General features: G+C 35.7%; 18 protein-coding genes. 8 read left to right on the top strand and 10 right to left on the bottom strand.

Features of this window, described 5'->3' with window-relative positions:
• Positions 1-69 precede the first annotated feature (69 nt).
• Together QP953_RS24485 and QP953_RS24490 are read left to right on the top strand one after the other, a co-directional pair.
• A complete protein-coding gene (locus tag QP953_RS24485; RefSeq protein WP_309553239.1) occupies positions 70-651 on the top strand; it encodes a hypothetical protein in 582 nt (193 codons plus the stop codon).
• 173 nt (positions 652-824) lie between these two features.
• Positions 825-1,481 carry a bacteriocin fulvocin C-related protein gene (locus tag QP953_RS24490; protein WP_309553240.1) on the top strand — a complete coding sequence of 219 codons (657 nt, stop codon included), beginning with the start codon at positions 825-827 and terminating at the stop codon, positions 1,479-1,481.
• 79 nt (positions 1,482-1,560) lie between these two features.
• Here the strand turns inward: QP953_RS24490 and QP953_RS24495 are convergent, their stop codons facing one another.
• Positions 1,561-1,809 carry a hypothetical protein gene (locus QP953_RS24495; RefSeq protein ID WP_309553241.1) on the bottom strand — a complete coding sequence of 83 codons (249 nt, stop codon included), beginning with the start codon at positions 1,807-1,809 and terminating at the stop codon, positions 1,561-1,563.
• 13 nt (positions 1,810-1,822) lie between these two features.
• On the opposite strand from QP953_RS24495, the gene QP953_RS24500 reads away from it, so the two are divergent.
• The gene (locus QP953_RS24500; protein ID WP_309553242.1) at positions 1,823-2,758 is read left to right on the top strand and encodes a TlpA disulfide reductase family protein; all 936 of its coding nucleotides are present in this window, start codon (positions 1,823-1,825) and stop codon (positions 2,756-2,758) included.
• A gap of 2 nt (positions 2,759-2,760) precedes the next feature.
• Here the strand turns inward: QP953_RS24500 and QP953_RS24505 are convergent, their stop codons facing one another.
• From QP953_RS24505 to QP953_RS24515, 3 genes are all read right to left on the bottom strand, one after another.
• Positions 2,761-5,514: a DUF3352 domain-containing protein gene (locus QP953_RS24505; protein ID WP_309553243.1), complete on the bottom strand. Its 2,754-nt coding sequence runs from the start codon at positions 5,512-5,514 to the stop codon at positions 2,761-2,763.
• A 179-nt stretch (positions 5,515-5,693) separates the two neighbouring features.
• Entirely contained in the window at positions 5,694-6,353 is a 660-nt protein-coding gene (locus QP953_RS24510; RefSeq protein WP_309553244.1) for an FISUMP domain-containing protein, read from the bottom strand.
• A 175-nt stretch (positions 6,354-6,528) separates the two neighbouring features.
• Complete coding sequence (locus QP953_RS24515; protein WP_197043859.1) at positions 6,529-6,858, bottom strand: DUF3244 domain-containing protein; 330 nt, start codon at positions 6,856-6,858, stop codon at positions 6,529-6,531.
• A gap of 465 nt (positions 6,859-7,323) precedes the next feature.
• Here QP953_RS24515 and QP953_RS24520 point away from each other — a divergent pair, with 465 nt between their 5' ends.
• Complete coding sequence (locus tag QP953_RS24520) at positions 7,324-9,372, top strand: peptide-N-glycosidase F-related protein (RefSeq protein ID WP_309553245.1); 2,049 nt, start codon at positions 7,324-7,326, stop codon at positions 9,370-9,372.
• Positions 9,373-9,461: 89 nt separating this feature from the next.
• Here QP953_RS24520 and QP953_RS24525 read toward each other — a convergent pair whose 3' ends face one another.
• The 3 genes from QP953_RS24525 to QP953_RS24535 form a co-directional block, all read right to left on the bottom strand.
• The gene (locus QP953_RS24525; protein ID WP_052597584.1) at positions 9,462-9,986 is read right to left on the bottom strand and encodes a hypothetical protein; all 525 of its coding nucleotides are present in this window, start codon (positions 9,984-9,986) and stop codon (positions 9,462-9,464) included.
• A 35-nt stretch (positions 9,987-10,021) separates the two neighbouring features.
• Complete coding sequence (locus QP953_RS24530) at positions 10,022-11,077, bottom strand: type IX secretion system membrane protein PorP/SprF (RefSeq protein ID WP_309553246.1); 1,056 nt, start codon at positions 11,075-11,077, stop codon at positions 10,022-10,024.
• A gap of 116 nt (positions 11,078-11,193) precedes the next feature.
• Entirely contained in the window at positions 11,194-12,888 is a 1,695-nt protein-coding gene (locus tag QP953_RS24535; RefSeq protein ID WP_309553247.1) for a gliding motility-associated C-terminal domain-containing protein, read from the bottom strand.
• Positions 12,889-13,730: 842 nt separating this feature from the next.
• Here QP953_RS24535 and QP953_RS24540 point away from each other — a divergent pair.
• The 4 genes from QP953_RS24540 to eno all read left to right on the top strand — a co-directional run bounded on the left by QP953_RS24540 (position 13,731) and on the right by eno (position 17,441).
• Positions 13,731-14,273: a phage holin family protein gene (locus tag QP953_RS24540; protein WP_309553248.1), complete on the top strand. Its 543-nt coding sequence runs from the start codon at positions 13,731-13,733 to the stop codon at positions 14,271-14,273.
• A gap of 265 nt (positions 14,274-14,538) precedes the next feature.
• On the top strand, positions 14,539-15,477 hold the full coding sequence (locus QP953_RS24545; RefSeq protein ID WP_309553249.1) for a pseudouridine synthase: 939 nt from the start codon (positions 14,539-14,541) through the stop codon (positions 15,475-15,477).
• A 159-nt stretch (positions 15,478-15,636) separates the two neighbouring features.
• A complete protein-coding gene (locus tag QP953_RS24550; protein WP_052597588.1) occupies positions 15,637-16,017 on the top strand; it encodes a Rid family detoxifying hydrolase in 381 nt (126 codons plus the stop codon).
• Positions 16,018-16,151: 134 nt separating this feature from the next.
• Positions 16,152-17,441: a phosphopyruvate hydratase gene (eno, locus tag QP953_RS24555; RefSeq protein WP_052597589.1), complete on the top strand. Its 1,290-nt coding sequence runs from the start codon at positions 16,152-16,154 to the stop codon at positions 17,439-17,441.
• A gap of 69 nt (positions 17,442-17,510) precedes the next feature.
• On the opposite strand, the gene QP953_RS24560 is transcribed toward eno, so the two are convergent.
• From QP953_RS24560 to QP953_RS24570, 3 genes are all read right to left on the bottom strand, one after another.
• Entirely contained in the window at positions 17,511-18,056 is a 546-nt protein-coding gene (locus QP953_RS24560) for a hypothetical protein (RefSeq protein ID WP_309553250.1), read from the bottom strand.
• 159 nt (positions 18,057-18,215) lie between these two features.
• Positions 18,216-18,530: a heavy metal-binding domain-containing protein gene (locus QP953_RS24565; RefSeq protein ID WP_309553251.1), complete on the bottom strand. Its 315-nt coding sequence runs from the start codon at positions 18,528-18,530 to the stop codon at positions 18,216-18,218.
• Between the two features lie 23 nt (positions 18,531-18,553).
• On the bottom strand, positions 18,554-20,215 hold the full coding sequence (locus QP953_RS24570) for a phospholipase D-like domain-containing protein (RefSeq protein ID WP_309553252.1): 1,662 nt from the start codon (positions 20,213-20,215) through the stop codon (positions 18,554-18,556).
• Positions 20,216-20,384: the final 169 nt, after the last annotated feature.

Below are 20,384 nucleotides of genomic sequence, written 5' to 3' on the forward strand. Positions count from 1 at the left end.
CGTATCTATTAATCATCAAGCGCATGCAATTCCTCTATAAAATAATGATAAATCTAATTGATGTGAACTATGAAAAATGATATTCTAGATGACTTTTCTCCTTTGAGCAATTCAGCAAAACAACATCTAAAAAAACATGTGAATAAAGGAGAACGCATTATTTGGGCCAATCGACCTAAACAGGGCATTATTTTTCGTGCCTCTGATGGTTGTTTAATTCCGTTCAGTTTGGCTTGGGGAGGTTTTGCTATTTTTTGGGAATCTATGGTCATTATTATGGACGCTCCTATTTTTATGGCTTTGTTTGGAATTCCTTTTGTCCTAATTGGGCTTTACTTGATTATTGGTCGCTTCTTTCACGACATGTATATTCGCAAGAAAATCATTTATGGTCTAACAGAAAAAAGAATTGTTATCAAACGGGGTGACAACCTACGCTTTGTTGATTTGTCCGCCTTGACAGACATTCAAGTATTAGAAAAAAAAGATGGCTCTGGCTCTATTTTGTTTAATAGCAAATTTGACCAAAAGAGTAATCGAAATAGTTCCTCTAATCTTAATTTTGCCCCACTTAGTATGGGGCTTGGCTTTGACGCTATTCCTAATGTAAAATATGTTTACCATCAAATCGAGGAACTTCGAAAGCTCTAAGTTCTTGTTTTTTATAAAAAAATATCTATTTGTTTTCAAATTAAAAGTAATACTCCTATTATTGCAAGTAATTATACTTTATTTAGAGATATTCCCTTTATAGAACTCTAATTATTCTTTCCATAAGTTGTAAATAATAATCATTCCATATTTTTTTAAACCTAAACTTAAAAATGAATTTTAAAATTTTTGTAGTAATCCTAGTAATTTTTTCTGGTCTAATCTGGGCCTGTAACAAAGAAGTAGAAAACATCGCTAAAGAAGAAGTAAAAATAGAAGTAGAGCAAAGTTCCTTTAGAAATCAAATTACTAGAGAGGAGTTACTTGAATTAGATATTAGTGCTCTTAAAACTGAGTATCGTAACCTATCTCCAGATCAAAAACTAAGTATTTGGTCAGATAAATTTAGTATCTTATTAACTCAAGAAAACTTCAATCAACAAGAACTTGATCACATTAGTTTATTAGAAACACAACTTAGTCTTAGCTTCTTTCAACCTGACGCTGACAGACAAGCTACTTTCGACTTTGTAACTCAATGGGTAGAAGATGCTCAAAATAACCTTAGTTGGTCTGAAAGAGAGGCTTTAGTTATCACTAGTACTCTGTTTACACCTACAGAGTTTACCGCTCGATTAAATGCTATCGATAATGGCACTGCAACGCCAGCTCCAGCTCCAACTGGGTCATGTGATTGCCAGTATAGCTTTTTAGGTTGTACTGTGCATACAGCTGGTGGTAAAAATGACTGTTCAGACGTTGGATGTGAAAGAACAACTGATGGCTGTGGTCCATTTTATGGATATAGATGTTTAGGTACTTGTAAATAGGTTCAAAATTAAAAAGCTGTAATTTGATTAAGTCAAATTACAGCTTTTTCTATTTAATTATTTTCATTATGAAACCCAATTATAAAATTGCCTTTTTTTTATCCCTTCCTTCATTGTTTCTTTTTCTTGCAAAATTTGATCTACAAGCGTATCTTTTTATCCAAATTATTTCCTTTTCCATAATAGGCTGTTTAAAGACAAATTTTATTAAAACAACCATTCCTTTTCTACTGTTATTAGTATTGTATTGTAGTACTATTGTTATAATCCAATCAAAGCCAATATTGTTTCTTATAATAACGACTACCTTATCACTTATCGTAGGCATAATTATACTTTTCTTGTATCGCTTTGCATTAAAAACACAGTGGTATAAACAATTATGGACACTTTCAGCTACTTCTTTTTTGTTCAGTGTACTAAGCATATTTATAGCTTTTCATGTATTACAATCAGAATATACTAGTCAAATAAAATTCATTACTATAGCAATTACTTATGTAATAAGTGGTACTTTACTTGCTAAGTATTCTCCCAATTACAGCAGAGACTATTGGTGGTTAACAATGCCTATGCTAATATTTATAGGAGGAAGTAGTATACCATTTGGTAGTTATGGAGCAATTCCTTCTATTTTCTTAACATTTTTTGCAACATATATTGGGAAAGTTTTCTATCAAAGTTTTTCAGATAAAAGCCTAAAAAGCTCAATTAGTATTTTAGCTTTTTACACTCTAGCCATTCTATGCTTAGCTCTTTATGGTGTAAGTAATTATGAAGTCTGGTTAGCTCAAAAGGAATACGATAAAAACGGTTCTATTAAAGGTTTTACATTTAGAAATATTAAAAATTCAGAAACGCTTGACTTAAACAAAATTAAAGGTAAAATTATAGTCTTAGACTTTTGGACTACTAACTGTGGGATTTGCTTTAAAAAATTCAAAGACTTAGAAGAAGTTCACAAAAAATATAAAAACAATCCCAATATTGAAGTTTTAGCAGTAAATCTTCCTTTAGATAGTAGGGGAAAAGTAGAATCAGATTCTCTATTTTTTAATCGAGTAAAAACTCATGTTTACAATAAAGGCTATACATTTCCTGTATTCAAGGCTGATTCTAGTTTTACCTATTACAAAGAGGCATTCGATATTAATGGTGTTCCACAGATTATTGTTCTAAATCAACAATCTAAAGTACAATATAAGGGGTTGTTGCATACAGATAAATTTATCAAGGTAGATAATATTTACAATATCATTGAAAATCTAATACAGTAAGACTAAAACTTCAATTTATAAGTATACACCCGATTGTTATTAGCAACAACCAAGGTATTACCCCGCTCACCAAACAAATCTACTATTTGAAATTCAGAAGTTCCAGCCAAGGGGAAACCATTTTGCACTTCTCCTTTGGCATTGACTAGAGAAATACTAGCATTTTCTGGTTCCCAAAGACCGATATACTGCTTCGTTATTCCCAACAGATTGACAGCAAAAGCTTTTCGTTTTGCCTTGGCTCCCAAAGGATAAACCCCAGCCTCTTTTAAAACATCTTTCAATCGTCCTTTTTTATCTTCTTCCTTAGTGTAGTAATGCACAGCCATTTTATCCTCCCCTATACGAATGTAGTCCTTCCGTTTGTCCCCCAAAACATCAGCATAAACAAATTGTACATTTTTATTCACTCCCTTTACTGGCGACAACCCAAATCCCTTTCCTTTGGTATTTAAAATGCGAATTTTTCCATTGCCATTTCCTGCTGCAATCCGACCAATAGGAGCATCTACTCCCCATCCTGTCATATTTCCAGGCAATTTCCCACCTTTAAAATAAGGTTCGCCATTTCGTTTAAATGCTTTACAATTCCCTGCTTTAGTTGCCATGATGAAATAGCGCTTATTTTGATAGTTCATGTATTCCATTGGGTAGTACACACGACCAACCCGTTCCAATGGTTGCCAACCTGATAATGGTTTCCCATTTTGCTCATAAGCATAAAAAGCACCATTTCGACAAGCTATAAAAAAGCGAGGTCCTTTGCCATAATCCACTGCTAGAACGCCATTAGACGCCCTGCTAATTAACGGAATAATCTTCAAATAACTTCCTGCTTTATCCATCACATAAATAGCAGAATCGGTACTAAAAGCATATTGAATTTGGTTGTTAGAATAAAAATCGATTTCAAAAATATCTGAATTAATTTTTCGAGTCAATACTTTGTCTTTTCCCCATAAATTTTCCCCATTCTTATTAAAAAAATACAACCGATTATTAACATCTTGAGCCAAAATATAGTAATTCCCATCGTGTGAACGCAATGCCTTGGGAGCAATTGCTGCTGTGGCATCCAAATCTGCCTGCCAAGCAGAGGTTGCTTTAACTTCTTCTTGCTCTTTGAACACATTATAAGCTGTTGATAAATTGACTAAAAAATGGTTTTCAAATCCATATAACTGAACTCCTATAGGGTAGATATTTCTAAACTTTTGAAAGGCAGTATTTAGATAATCATGTAGTTGAGGTCGAACCAAATATTGCAAAAACTTGGCGGCATTGGGCGTATTTAACAAAGCATAAATATTAGACTTATTCTTAGCCTGCGCAAAAAAAGCATGGTATTCGGGTAAATCTAAAATCATCTGCCGTGTATTAAAGCTCTTAATCCAGCCTTCTAAAGTAGTCCGTGCATTAGCAAAAACAATATAATTGTCAATAATAGTATAATAAGGATTCTGCAATGGGGCTAAATCTTCTCCAAATAGTGCTTTTAAAGGGCTGTTGGCTGCAATTTGAGTCACCATAAAATTCTGGTAAGCAGCTCTATTAAGTTCTCCAAATTGATGGGCATATCGGTTGAGCAACCTCCAAGTTAAAGCTGTATCGGTGCTCTGGATAAAAACCAATTTATCCTTTACAAAAGCATTTTCATCATCGGTTGGATCTTCTATAAATAAGGTTACTTCTTGACCAATCCAAGGCATAAAATATTTTTCAAAATCTTTGTCTTCTCCCTCCTTATAACTATTATAAAAAGTTTTGAAATCATTCCAACCTAAGTAAAGCATAGCTCCCATATTCTGAGGCAAATATTCTGCAATTCTACTATTTTTAGGTGCCTCTTGTTGTGCTAATGCTTGCAAAAATTTATTTTCTTTTGCAGGATGCAAGTGCCCACTTAACAAAAACCCTTCCTTCAGAAACTGGGTATCCAACCCCATCCATGCTCCTACTGACATTAAACCAACAATAGCTCTAGGATTTGACTTTGTAAGTACACTTGTCAAGCTTGAAATAGTTTCTAAATTAAGATAAACCACTAAATTCCTTGTCTTATCATTGTCTTTAATGTCTTGCTCTATTTTGGTAAAAGAAGGGCTCTCTGCTACACTAGAGCTGATATTATCCAGTTGCTCTATCCCCGATTCCACTAAAATAGTAATTGGGCTGATCAAAATTAGATTCCGAAAAATAGACATAGATATTTCTTGTCCATTCCCCAAAGATAGATTGTAGATGGGGTACCCCCTGTATAACGTTTTTAAGGTGTGCTGGGGAGCTAATTCTTCGATGAACTTAGTTATCTCAAAGTCTATTTCGTAAGATTCTAGGGCATACAACCAATCTGCGGTTTCGTTGCTAGTAATTTGAGCACCACTAGTAATCGTTGCTTGATGAAGTAAATTTGCATAAGAATTGGTAGCATGAAAAAGAGAATCCATCAGTTTTAAACCTCGTTCCCATTTGCTCAAAAGCGAAATGCTCTTTAAATCTTGATAATAAGCTGCTTGTTCTAATTGGTTAAGTGTTCTTTGATAATGAGTAGTTTCAAGAACAAGTGCTGTTGTATTTTCGGACATTGCCTCCATTCCTCCTACTGCTACAAAAGGAAGTCTAAACAGGTGATAACTAGTTCCTACCGATACAATCATCCCTATCCCTAATAACACTCCGAACAGTTGTCGGCGATATCGATACAGCATGGGTCTCAATAGATAAGCCCAAAAATTCTTAAAAAAATCTATAATCATCTACTCTTATTCTGATATGCAATATTTGGTTCTTTCCTATTCCGAAGAATCGTTCTCGAACAAAGTTATTCTATTCGAAACACAAAAAAGAAGGTATCTAGATATTATACACCTAAGTTGTGTATTTGGTATTTCTTTTGAGCTTTTGGTTATAGCCAACCACTATTTTATTTTTCATATTAATCTTGTACACAACGGCAGGCAAAACCCATTTTTTGAGTAGCATAACTTCGTCGAATAGATGCTTTATCATAAGACAACGCACGCATCCAAGCTGTATTTGTAGTATCATAGGGCGTTGCCGTCCAATAACTTGCTTCCTCGCCTAAATGAAAAAAAGGACCAAAACTAGGATTCCATTCGCCAGAGGGCAAGGCATTAAAACCTGAAGAATTAGTTCCCACTACTCCAGCATTCGCACTAGCTACCCAACCATCTATTGACTTTAGCTGTCCACCTTGATCTACACCTCGTTCATTGAGTCCATTGGCTTCTGCTACAGACATCCCTAAATTCATTTCCAATGTTTTCCATTCTTCATCAGTTGGCAAATGCCATCCATTCGGACAAGCTTTGTTAGCTTCGCTAAAGGTATACAAACGCCCATACACAGCATTGACAGAACTAGGGCTAGATGGATTGGTGTAGGTGTTACTATCCGAAGCATAATTCAAATTATCAGCCATCCATACTTGATTACCTATCGTCACCATACAATACTCGGTACCATCTCGCTCATCTACAAAACTATTGGTACACATTTTTGACACTTCTTTTTTACAAGCAGTGCCCAATACGATAAGACCAACAAACAAACAACCCCATAATATATGTTTCATAATCCAAATGATTTAAAGAATGGTTCCTTATTCTGCTGTTTGCTATACAAGCACTATTTATTTAACAGACAGTCTACTAAGGAGTTTAAAATTCTCCTAAAGTTATTATTTTTTAAATAAAAAAAGGTAGAACGCAAGATGTTCTACCTACTAATACCTATGGTATCTATTTTTTCTATCCTTTTTCTAGACGCTCGACTAAAAGATGATTTTGTTTTTGTAAAATGACCGTATAGCGTCCTGGATTTGCTGCGAATGAAATCGAATAATTCTTATTTATAGTAACGTTATTCTGTTGAATTACAATCTTCTCCCCTCTATCCTTTATCGTAATATTTACTCCTTCAATTCGATGAGGTGTTTTGAAATAAATCCTGTTCCCATCTTTATCCATCGTAATACTAACGGTGTTTAAAAGGTTTTGTTGATTTGCCTTTTGATACTCTACATAAACAGGCTTGAGTTCTTCTAACATGCTTACTAACTCACTGTCTGATTGTGCCATAAGTAACAAGGTAGATAAAGACAAAAGGCCAATAAAGAGTATTTTTTTCATGTTATTTATCTTTATATCGTCCGTGATCACTTTTTTCTTTGGTAAAAAAATATGCAACAAAGATAGGTTGTGATTTCTTGAACGTGTAATATCTTAAGTAATTATTTTTGCAATTTACATTTCCACGTATTTGGTTTCAGTAAGTAACCTCTCTCCTTTTTATCGCTTTAATGTATTATTATTTTTACTCTATAGCTAAATCTATTCCAAGTTGAATAATTGGAGCAAAGTTTTTTTCTTTCTATACAAAAAATTTGTGTTCTTCTATTTTGGATTGTACATCCAGTTATAAAGTTAACACTAACTTTATAGTTAAATAATTGGTTAATCCTAATCCCTTTCGTATTTTCTCCGCATGCCCCCGACCGAAAATTTATATTTTAAATTAACACTTCAAAACTACTTTCTTTCAACATGAGACTTTATACAACACTTCTACTTAGTATGCTATATTGTAGCATTTCGAGCTATGCAGCGCCTGGAGATACCACTACCGTATTGGTACATAATGCTGTAGACATGACTTGGTTCGGCAATTATGACCAACAAGGAGTGTTTCCAGATGGTAGTACAACTTATCGAAAAGTAATCATGACCTATACATTAGGTTGTGCTTCTGGGGGTTGTAGCGATTGGGATTATACCACACAAATATGGTTTAGAAGACCGACAGGAACACTTGACTCTACCGTAACTAATTTGGATACCGTTTCTACCAATCCTTTAGTAGTAGACACAACATGGAATGTATATGAAGTGATCGAAAACATGGAATTAGGACGAGTCATTACACCTTACGGGACCTACATGGACAATGGTAGCAATGGTTTTAACAATTCATGGTCTCATCGGTATACTTTTGATGTAACAGACTATGTGCACTTATTAAAAGACACTTGTGATATTCGTGCTCATTATAGTGGATGGAGCAGTGGTTTTAGTGTCACCCTCCGATTTGATTTTATAGAAGGTACCCCACCTAGAGACATTTTAAGCATTCACAACTTGTACAAAGGTTCCAAAGGTTATTCTACTTTCAGCGATTTTGAATCGACTTATTTCACCCCAAAAACCGTCGATGTTCCTGCCAATGCTACGGGAGCTAGAATTTTTTCAACAATTACAGGGCATGGCTTTGATAATAACGTCAATTGTGCCGAATTTTGTCCACGACAATACACCGTCAAGACCAACGGTGCCCCACTTAATAGCGCCATGATTTGGAAAGATGACTGTGGCTCTAACCCAATTTATCCACAAGGCGGAACATGGATTTACGATCGTGCGGGTTGGTGTCCTGGCTCCAAGGGAGATATTCACGAATTTGAATGGACGAATTTTAATGCAGGTGCTGCCAATACAATTGACTTTGATATGCAAAGCTATACATGGTCGGGCAATCAAGCACCTTCTTATACGGTCAATGCACATGTTGTTTTTTATGGTAATAACAACTATACCAATGATGCTTCTTTAATAGATATTATTGCTCCAAGCAAGCATGAAGAACATTTGCGCAAAAATCCATTTTGTGGCAACCCTGTTGTAAAAGTTAAAAACTTGGGAGCCGCACCAATCACTACTTTGGTCATTGAGTATGGCTTAAACGGTGCTGGCACTTGCCGTTATACATGGACAGGTAATCTTCCATTTTTAGAAGAAACAGACATTGAGCTACCGACCTTACAATGGCAAGGTGCAAATCCCAACGACCCTACCTTTACTGCAACCATTGTGAGTGTAAATGGCGTAGCCGATGAATTCCCACAAGATAATACGTTAAAATCAACCTATGATGTTCCAGACATTCATACATTGCCATTTTTGTTGTTAAGTGTTCAAACGAACAACTACGCCAATGAAACTAGTTATGCTGTAAAAGACAAAGATGGTAACATCATTTTCGAGCGTATTCAAGGTTCTATGGCTCCTAATACGGTTTATAAAGATAGTATTTTCTTGTCTGATGGATGTTATAATCTAACGGTCAACGATGGCGGAGGTGATGGCTTAGGTTGGTGGGCAAACACAGCACAAGGAAGTGGTCATGTTCGTATTCTTAGTCCTATCTTTACCTTTATCACCTTAAAGAATTTTGCTATTGACTTTGGTAATTCTATTGATTATAATTTTGTATGGACAAGTACTGATAGCATTCAAAGTGCTTGTAGTTTGATTACAGGGAAAGAAGTCATTCCAACCTTAACAGAGCTAACACATGCTTTATATCCCAATCCAACTACGGGAGTTTGTACCGTAGAAATTGGTAGCCCAGAAGCGCAAGACTACACTTGTCGTGTCTATAATATGATGGGGGTTTTAGTACATCAACAACGAGTTCAAAACACGACTCATTCAACGTTAGAGTTGAACTTAGAAGATCAACCTTCTGGAGTTTACCTCTTTGAGGTAGAAGGTTCTTTGGGAACCAAGCGTGTAGAGAAATTCATCATTGCTAAGTAACACCATCTTCTATTTCAAAAAAAGCCTGTTTTTCTTTATATCGAAAAACAGGCTTTTTTTTACACACATTACATCTATTCACATGGATTCTATCGAGTAGTCTGAATGACCTCCTCCAAGTCTGGTGTCAGAAACTGGATGTCTACTAAAAAACTATCTACATCTCCTACCAAAGTTCCATAGTCTTTGCTTCCACAATGATAAACAAAAGCATCAAAAGCGTTTGCTTCGTTCTTTGCAGACCAAGAAATTGATTCTGTTGTCCCCCCCGTACATCCCTTGCTTTGCTTTTCTTTCAAACGTCGATTTATCTTATGTTTCAGCAAAGCTACTCCTATCCTCTCAAACCCATTTTCAGGCATTGGATATTCTTTCTGTGCCAATGTATCTCCATAACTATCCACTGTCAAGCGAATAGAATCCTTATTGGCATCGATGGTATAACTACGATGAAAAGGTGGAGGAACAGAAGAATCTGTGAATTCATACGTAAATCGCTCCAAATTTTTTAATTGCTCTTCCATTTTTCTTTTTGATAAAATGCCTTTACAAGCGCCAAAGCTAATGGTCAAAAATAGAATGAGCATCCACTTACTCCACCAATAATGCTCCATACCGTGTTGTTTGTTGTCTCGAATCGAATCCTTCGTTATAAGGTTCCTTGTTTTTTGTTATCCTTAGACGTTTTCTTATCTTTTTTCGTTAAGTTGATTTGCTGTTCTGCTGCTTCAAAAGTCCATCCATTGCCGTTGCTACCAAACACATATGTTAACATAATTTCATGGTTGGTTCCTAATTGACTGGTCAGACCATTAACGGGCAAACTAAAGGCGTAGCCAATTCTAAAGCGTTTTTTAACATGGACATTCACATCAAAAGAAATCGTCCCATCCGTAGACCCTCCAAAACCTATGCCTAACATTTGATGCCAAACATAACGTAAGTGCAAATTCATATTAATGGGGCTTGATGGAGCATACCGAAACCAAATCGATGGAATTAGCAAATGTTTAGATTTTTCTTTTAAAGAACGTTTGCTCAAGCCATCTTTTGGGGATCTTAACTCAATTTTGACTCCTGCATTCAAATAAAAATGAGCAATCCGTTGAATGTTTGACAAAGCATTATCACTATCAAACTTTACATTCATCGAGATCATTTGAGGCACAGAAAAACCAACATAATACAAATCATTATAATAAAACACCCCTAAACCTGCATCTGGTAGTATTTTAAAATCGCTATTGCCTACAATTAGAGGATCATTGGCATCATTATATTGCAGTTTGGAGCCGTCCAATCGATATTGATTTGCCGCTAAAGAAAGCCCTATAGATAAACGGTGGCGTTTTTCTTCTTTCTTTTTCTCAGAACCAAATTTCAAGTGATAAGCGTATTGAATATTCAAACCTGTAAATGAAGTTGGTCCTGTCTGGTCGTGCGTTAAACCTCCTCCAAATGCCATGTTGCGCTTTTCATCAAAATGCCTAAAATTGAGTGCAAAAGTAATGGGATTGTTTTTCATTCCCGTCCACTGATGCCGATAAGTAGCTGTGATCGCTGTCAAATCTTCCCAGCCCACCATTGCAGGGTTAATCAATGCAGGGCTGTGCATGTATTCGCTCAACAATGGCATTTGTTGTCCCCAACTAGTACCGCTTGTTAATATAATAAAGCCTAATATAAGATTGTAGATTTTTTTCATTTTGATTATATCATTAGTCCGCTAGGAAATCATATTAAATTACGTTGTAACCTACTGATTACATGACAACACTCTCTTTCAGCCTAAAAAACTGAAAATAAGACTTCTAAAACTACTTACTCCCTAATAATAGTTACATCTCCTTTCAGAATGCCCCACTCACCTCCAACATCGAGAATATAATAATAGGTACCCGCAGGCAACTGTCCTCCACTGTAACGACCATCCCAATCATTTTGATAATTGTTTGTTTGAAAGACAATATCCCCCCAGCGATTGACAATTTTCACCCCATTCTTAGGAAAAAACTCAATATTCTTAATAAACCAAGTATCGTTAAAACCATCATTATTTGGAGTCAGTACATTTGGTATAAATACAATTTGATTAACATCCTCCCGAACATCCACCACAACACTTGCCGTATCTTTACACCCATCCATATTTTCTACTTCTACCCAATAGGTCGTTGTTTCAACAGGGCTAGCTGCCGTTGCAGCACAAATGTTACAACTTAGGGCAGTATCAGGCAACCAATTATAAAAATCGCCTCCTGTCGCCAATAAATTGGCACTTGTTCCTGCTACAATAATTGTATCTGAATAGACATTTGCCACCACGCCTTGATAAACGGTTAAAACGGTTGTATCACTAATATCCCCACAATCAGCAAGGCTTCCTACTACCCAAATAGGCACTTCTCCTACTCTTGCATCTGTCAAGGCATAACGATCAAAAGGTCCTGATTGCACCAAAAAAGAATCTACATAAAAATCATAATTTGTAAAAGCAGTAGCACTAGAACTGGCAGTAATGATTGTTGTATCATTCGAGCAAATAGGATTGGGTGCAACAGTCGCCGTTACCTCTGGGCTTAGACGCGCTAAAGCAAATGGATTCGGTGAGAAATTAGCAATAGGTTGACTACTGGTTCTAGTATCTAAATTATACGTCGTATTGGTACCTGATATTCCCGTAGAGGCAGCTGCCCAAATCGCTGTGTTCGTCCATCTGGCAATATCTTGAAAAGATCCGTCCTGTGTAGCATCAAATAAAAACTCTACAAAAGCATCTGTTGCTCCACCTGTTCGACTTATTCTATGATAAAAATTAGGGTTAATTTCACAGACTTGCCTACTCCTAAAATTTCGATCCCAGCCTTCAGAACTTGGGTCTACATTTGCCATGCGTACTTTAAATGCTACAGCATTATTACTCGTTGGTCTAATATTAACTGGACGAAAACGAGCTGTACCTAACTTGGAACCAACAGGATAAAAGTACACACTAGACCTATCCATATGCCTCAACAAGCCTCCATTTTCTAAGCTAGAAACAAAACCCCAGCCATTGCCCCCTTGCTGATGTTCCACAGCCACCAAGTCGGTATTAAATACATGCGCTGTATTCGTATCAACATCAAACTCTCTGTCATTTAACCTCAAAAAACCATCTACATAAACATCTATGGTGGCATATTTAACTCCTATATTCTCCAAACGCAAATCGTAAAATCGAGTAATCGAATTTCCTTGTATCGTTTGATTATTTCCATTTAAATGAACGATTCCCTCCCCATTACTCACAAAAGCTTCATTATTGGCATTGTTCTCCCAGTCTCCAGAAACATAAATTTCATTACTGTTATGAAATGTTCCATTCCGATCGTTTTGAACCTTGCCTTGTACAGAGACAACAGCGTTATTTTTCACTGAAATTAATGCGCCTTGATTGCTCAACATTGGTGTTTGAGCCATACTTTTATAGCCGCCACTCAATATTAACAATGTTATTAAAATGCTTTTTTTCATCTTTATTCACCTTCGATTTATTGGCAATATTATAGTATTAGGTTGGAATCCAAACTTGTTGCTCATAGATGGTCTACTAGGTAGACATTAACTCATAAATGTACTATTTTTTTTCTATATTTTAAGCATAGATTCTAAACTCGTTTTTTAGAAAATCACCGATCTTTATGACTTCATCTACCTCTAAATCAATTTTGTAAACTAATTCATCTAAAAACTGTTTATCTAAATGTTCAGATCTGCTATCTAGAAAAAATTATTGACTAATTTTATCATAATTTCACTTGGAGACATCAAGTAGTAGTTCGTTGATTAGTTCGCTACGCTCATGAGGGCGCAAGCTTAGTTTTTTACTCTTTTACCAAAAAGACAAAAAAGCACATTTATATCAGCTTGATAATCAAATTTTTAACACAAAACGCAACAAAGAAACAACTTACTGATTATCAACTGCGCAGCACTCACGAAGTAAACTAATAAAGTTTTTCAACGAACTATTGATCAAGCATTCAACAATATAATGAATCATTTTCAAAACCGTCTTTCTCTTTTATTTTAAATTTAGTTTGACTTATTGTATTTTAGCTTAATCGTTTCTCATAAAAAATGATGACCTCGTGCATACACAAGAAGGAATAGGCTATATTTGAGAACTCCTAAAAAGACATTTCTTATAAAACTTAGTAGTTCGTTGATTTTTTACTTTTTTACCAAAAAGACAAAAAAGCACATTTATATTAGTTTGATAATCAATATTTTAACACAAAATGCAGCAGATCTGCAACTTGTTGATTATCAAACTAATAAAGTTTTTCAACGAACTATTGAAAACTAATAAATCAATGTTTGGCAGCAAAAAAAGTATTACCGACCGCGTAAAAGAGTCCTTAACAGATTATCTAGACGATAAGTTTGAAGATTATCGTGGTCAAATTGCTTTAGATTTGGCGAGAGGTCTTGGCTCACTAGCTGGTTTGGTTGCGGTATGGAGTCTTGCCATTATTTCTGCAATGTTCCTTTCTATAGCCGTTGCTTTGTTATTAGGATGGTTGCTTTCTTTTTTCATGGCTTCTTTTGCATATACTTTAAGTTTTTTACTCATTGCTCTTGTTTTAATTGGGGCAGCTGCTTATATCATCAAACATCAAGAAAAATATATCATTACGCCTGTGTTTAATATTATGTCTAAATCATTGCGAACAAGTTTGGGGGTAGAAGAGGAAGAAATGCCTGAAGATCCCCACCCCAATGAAGATATTGACGCGCCTCCATTTAATGATAAAAACAAAGCTCCTCTTTCTATCAATGCCCCTATTAATCCTGACGATGACCTTTCTCCTGTGAAAACGAGTACGCCCCCACCGCCGCCTCAAAAGGAGGTATAAAATAGGATAAATCATTTATGTGTATTGCAATAGGATCGATTATTTTTGCCTCTCTCAAAAAATTTCGATGCAACATTAGTTAGCATGACGTGAAGTTCCTTAACTTTGTATTTTTAAGCTAGATTTGAGAAATAATATTGGTATTCATACTAGTATATACATTGTTGACACATAAGGTTGCAACAATAAAGTAGTTTCCCAATCGCTAACGACAATCAAAACATTTGCTCATATCATTAAGAATTGGGCAATCAATCAATTAGACATGAAGCGTAAGCCAAATAAAGAAGACAAACCTTTCAGCAAGTTTTACAAAAAAAAGCCTACTGATTATAATTTTGATGAGCCATCTTATTATGCCGATGCAGAAGACAAACCTTCCAAGAAAAAACGAACTCCTCCTAAAACAGTAAAGAAGAAGTTTACACCCAAAGGCAAAGGAAATAAATTCTCAAAAAAAGAGGCTTCTCCAAAGACACACGAAGCACCTGTTGAGGAAAATATGCGCCTCAATAAATACATTGCACATGCGGGCATTTGCTCTCGAAGAAAAGCTAGTGAGTACATCAAACAAGGCTTGGTGACGGTCAATGACCTTGTGATAAAAGAAATGGGGTACAAAGTTCAAAAAGATGATGTGGTAAAATTTGAAGACAAGGTCATCCAGCCTACTAGAAATCACGTCTATATCTTGCTTAACAAGCCTAAAAATGTCATTACAACACTGCAAGATGAAAATGGTAGAAAAACTGTTTTGGATTTTGTTTCAGATTTAACTCAAGAGCGTATTTATCCTGTTGGTCGTTTGGATCGAAACACTACGGGGCTACTTTTGTTAACCAATGACGGAGCCTTTGCTCAAAAATTATCTCATCCAAGTTTTGGGGTTTCAAAAGTATACAAAGCCAAACTGGATAAAGCGCTACATCCTGATGACTTGGAAAAAATTCGCAACACCTTGCAATTAGACGATGGTCCTGCGCCTGTCGATGCTATTGAATATGGAGAAAATAACAAAACCATTGGGATAGAAGTCCATATTGGTCGAAATCGTATTGTTCGCCGAATTTTTGAACACTTAGGATACGAAGTTGTAAAACTTGACCGAGTTCGTTATGCTTCATTAACCAAAAAGAATATTCCTGTTGGCAAATGTCGATTTTTGACAAAAAAAGAAGTCATCATCTTAAAACATCTTGCTTAGGCTCTTGTCATCCAATTTAATACTCTGTTGCTTTTTTAGTTTAATTATCAGCTTTCTAGCAGCAAGATCAACAAAAGCACATTTTACTAATAGACAAACAATACGTTTTTTAAGCAGAGTAATGCTAATTCGAATAACACTACTAAAAAAACATATATTATGAAACAAATCATCCAAACTAAAAATGCGCCTGCTCCTGTAGGTCCCTACAACCAAGCTGTTGTTGCCAATGGAATTTTGTATGTTTCTGGTCAAATTGCCATTAATCCAGAAACTGGAGAATTGGAATCTGGGGGCATAAAATCAGAAACCGAACGTGTCATGCAAAATCTTGCAGGCGTATTGGCTGAAGCTAATACAACTTTTGAGAATGTAATTAAGTGCACTATTTTTATGACGGATATGGGCAATTATGCTGCCATTAACGAAGTCTATTCTCGCTATTTTAATGACGATACAGCTCCCGCACGAGAAGCCGTAGAAGTCTCTAATTTGCCAAAATATGTCAACGTAGAGATCTCTTGTATCGCAACCGTTTAGGAACTTAATCAAATTATATTTTGCCCTTCAATTGGTATTATAAGCAGTAGACTAGGTAGGTTTGTCAAAAATCTTCTATCTTTGCCCGTGATTTAGACAACTAACTATTCACTTTTTCAAGTCATTTATCAATCATGATTATTGAAGATATTTTTGCAAGAGAAGTTTTAGACTCAAGAGGAAATCCTACTGTAGAAGTAGAAGTATATACCTCTAGTGGAATTATGGGTCGTGCGATTGTTCCTTCTGGAGCATCTACAGGAAAATATGAAGCTGTAGAACTTAGAGATGGAAATCAAGATCGTTACTTAGGAAAAGGCGTCATTGACGCTTGCATCAATGTAATGGAACACATTGCTCCTGAACTTATTGGTCACAGTGTTTTGGACCAAGGTATTATTGACCAAATCATGTTGGATTTGGATGGTACTCATAATAAAGAAAAATTAGGAGCAAATGCTATCTTAGCTATTTCTATGGCCGTAGCCAAAGCAGGAGCTCAAGAGGCTGGATTGCCTTTGTACCGTTATATTGGAGGTGTTGGTGCAACTACCTTACCTGTTCCAATGATGAATATTTTAAACGGAGGTTCTCATGCAGATAATTCTATTGACATTCAAGAATTTATGGTTATGCCTGTTGGAGCAGATACGTTTCACGAGGCATTGCGTATGGGGACAGAAATTTTCCATCACTTAAAGAAAGTACTAAAAAGTAAGAACCACTCTACCAACGTAGGAGATGAAGGTGGTTTCGCTCCAAATTTGGGCTCTAACGAAGAAGCCATCGAAACTATTTTAGTTGCTATCGAAAATGCAGGTTACAAAGCAGGAGAAGATGTCTTGATTGCTTTGGATGCAGCTGCTTCTGAGTTTTATAATGCAGAAGAAAAAGTATATCACTTCCATAAATCAGATGGCCGTAAGTTGACTTCGGGTGAAATGGTTGCTTTTTGGGAAGAATGGTGCAGCAAATATCCAATTGTTTCTATTGAAGATGGTCTAGACGAAGATGATTGGGAGGGCTGGAAATTGATGACTGAAAAACTAGGAAACAAAGTGCAAATTGTCGGAGACGATTTATTTGTAACCAATACAGAACGCTTGGCTAGAGGTATTGAAGAAAATACAGCTAATTCTATTTTGATCAAAGTGAATCAAATTGGAAGTATTACAGAAACCATTCAGGCGGTAAACATGGCACATAAATCCGCATATACTAGCGTCATGAGTCATCGTTCTGGAGAAACAGAAGATACAACGATAGCTGATTTGGCTGTTGCCTTAAATACAGGACAGATCAAAACAGGATCGGCTTCTCGCTCTGATAGAATTGCTAAATACAATCAACTACTTCGCATCGAAGAGGAGTTAGGAGATTCTGCTTACTATCCTGGTCGTTCAATTTTCAAGTTTTTAAGATAATTTGGGAATCTTGTATTCTTTATATAAAGATGGGGTGCCGCATAAAAATGTAGCACCCCGTTTTTTATTTTATTGCAAACACTTTTCTTGAATTATTTCCCAATTTAATATTTGAGTATTGGTCCATAATGTATCTAATATATTTTGAGTATTTAAGGATTTATGAGGAATATAAGCTAGAGAAAACACTGTTTCATTATCTGTGGGATTTGCCCAAATTAAATTCAATCCTCGGACAACTTGCTGTTGAGGTGGAATTAAAATCGTAATTGGAAAATTGGCAAAGCAAATAAAAGGCTGAATAGAAATATCTGTTGTTGAAACCATGAATTCAGCATCATATGAACAAGACATACTCCTTAATTTTATAGTATCCTTAGATTCATTATGAAAAACAACTTCGGTTTTTAATAGTAAACAGTCTTTAGAAAGAGTTGTTCTATTTTGCTTTTCATATGCTACGCATTCTACCCTAGAAATAGTCATAAAAAAGTCGTCTTGTTTTATGATTTTATGTTCTTCTTCCCTTACTTCGCATCCAAGCAATAAGCAACTAATAAACAATGACACTCCAATCCATATCCATCTATTTTCTTTAAATAATCCTTTATTCATTCTTTTACTCATTGCTTCATAAAACATCAATTAATTTAATTAAGCTCGCCTTTATCTTGAATCTCAAGCTTTGCTACTAAAACCAAACAACATATCTCAAGAATAAATACAATAAAAATAACAGAGTAGCAACTAAAGTTAGTTTCATTGATCTAAACACTACTCATAATCTATCGCTGTTCCAGAAGCGGTTACCATTAACATTCCTTTACCGACTGTTTCGTAATCTAAATCAATTCCAATAACACCATTGGCTCCTAAAGCTTTGGCATTTTCGCCCATTTCTTTCATGGCAATTTCTTTGGCTTGGCGCAATACCCTTTCATAAGAGCGAGAACGACCACCAAAAACATCTCGAATGGCAGCAAAAAAGTCTTTGAATATATTGGCACCAATAATCGTTTCTCCCGAAACAACACCAACATATTCTTTAATAATTTTATTTTCTAGGGTACTAGTGGTTGTCATTAACATCTCTAAATATTTTCTTGATAAAATCATCGAATCACATGAATAGATTTTTTCCAAATCTTTGTTTTACTTTGAATCGACAGGAAATAAATTCCATTCTTATCAACATCTATTTCCCAAAAATAAGTTCCATATTGGTTTCCTAAGATAGCACGTTGCAACAACTGTCCTGTTGGACTATACAACTTTGCCTCAACTCGCTCATCTGTCCCCTCCTCAATTTCAATGCTTATGCTGCCTGTAGCTGGATTTGGATAAATCTGAATTGCCTCTTCTACTCTTTCCACACGCTTCGTATTTGAGAAAACAGAAAATGGCAAGCTACAATTGACATTGTTCTTAACCTCACACCAACGAGCAGTAAATTCTTGTAAATACAAATTAGCAATATCCACATCATGAATAATCAAAGTATTCTCATCGTTACGTTCCTCGGCAGCTGTTGTCCAATTGTGAGAACCTGTAATAACCAAAGGGTCAGAATTTATATTACCTGCATCGACAACTGCATATTTGTGGTGCAACATCGTGCTATGGTTATCCGCCAATAAGTTAACCCCTTGCCCCGTCAACCAATTATATTCTGAACCAGGATCGTTGATATTTTCCATAATACCATGTTCCAAAGTTCCTGATTGATGTTCGTTGCGAATAGCTGTTCCCAGTTCATTTCTTGTATATGATAACAAGCAAAATTCAATGTCATTATCCGCAGAATAAAGACTGGATTCAATTTCGTTGGTTGTATTGTCAGAAGGTGAAAAGTAAGCCTCCACTAACCGACCACCAATATTAAATGTATGAGGCGTGTTATTCAATTTTTGAGCACCAACTTTTGAATTACTAGCGTTGTAACTTGCGGTATTACTCCCCCACATTTCTTCAAATTCTAAGATATAGGCTTGCGCCAATGCTTGGTCTTGAATCAAAACAGAATTATTATAATTGGTATACATATCTGTATACGTCCAATTACAGGATCCAGTCCAAACCCACGAATTGTTAACACTATGGGCATCTATAACCATAAATTTATTGTGCATCAAATCGGCTGTATTGGCATAAAAAACAGGAAATGTAAGGGTAGAATTATTCAAAGCAGCATTGCTAGTAATTGCTCCACTATTGGCAATATAACGAACTTGCACCCCGTTGCTTTGTGCATTATTTAATGCTGTTACAATGGCACTTCTTGTATTATTATAGACAGCAATATCAATACTAGTTGTCGCCTGATTAATCCTACTAATAATTTCATTTTCAATATTACTTCCTCCTGAATTAATGTAAGGAATCGAACCATTGGAGTACAAAGGGTCAATACCTTGATTAAACATTACATGAATCACTCCTGTAGAATTAGACTGTGTACTGTAGTATCCTGTTGCTCCCCAAATTGTATCGGTTCCATTCGTTACAAATGGTCGAACATAATAAAAAGTAGCTGCCTGAAGATGGTGTAGTGTAACTTGATAATTAGATGCATTCTTGGTTGGGGATGCCTCTTGTACGCCTATCTCCAAATTAGGAGTTAAACCGTATTGCACAGCAGCTTTTCCTGCCCAACTACTTTCCCAACAAAGCTGAAAACTATTTTGTGTAATTTGCTTCTGTTGGATATGATTAATTTGTTTTTGAGCCAGTAATAAATTGGGAAGTGCAAAAATTAAAAGTAAAAATTGTTTCATTTTGTTCTGTTCAAATTAATTGTTAAAGTATCAATTACCTACCAAGTTCATGCTTTAGGAAGCTGAAACACGTAATATTTGTATTATTTTTGTTAGTAGTTAGCTTTGTTACTCCCTACGGTCGTGAGCTCGCATAGCTCGGTTCGCTGCTACTTCGTGGTCGTTGATT

Source organism: Aureispira sp. CCB-E (genome assembly GCF_031326345.1).
In the GTDB taxonomy this organism is placed as follows: Bacteria; Bacteroidota; Bacteroidia; order Chitinophagales; family Saprospiraceae; genus Aureispira.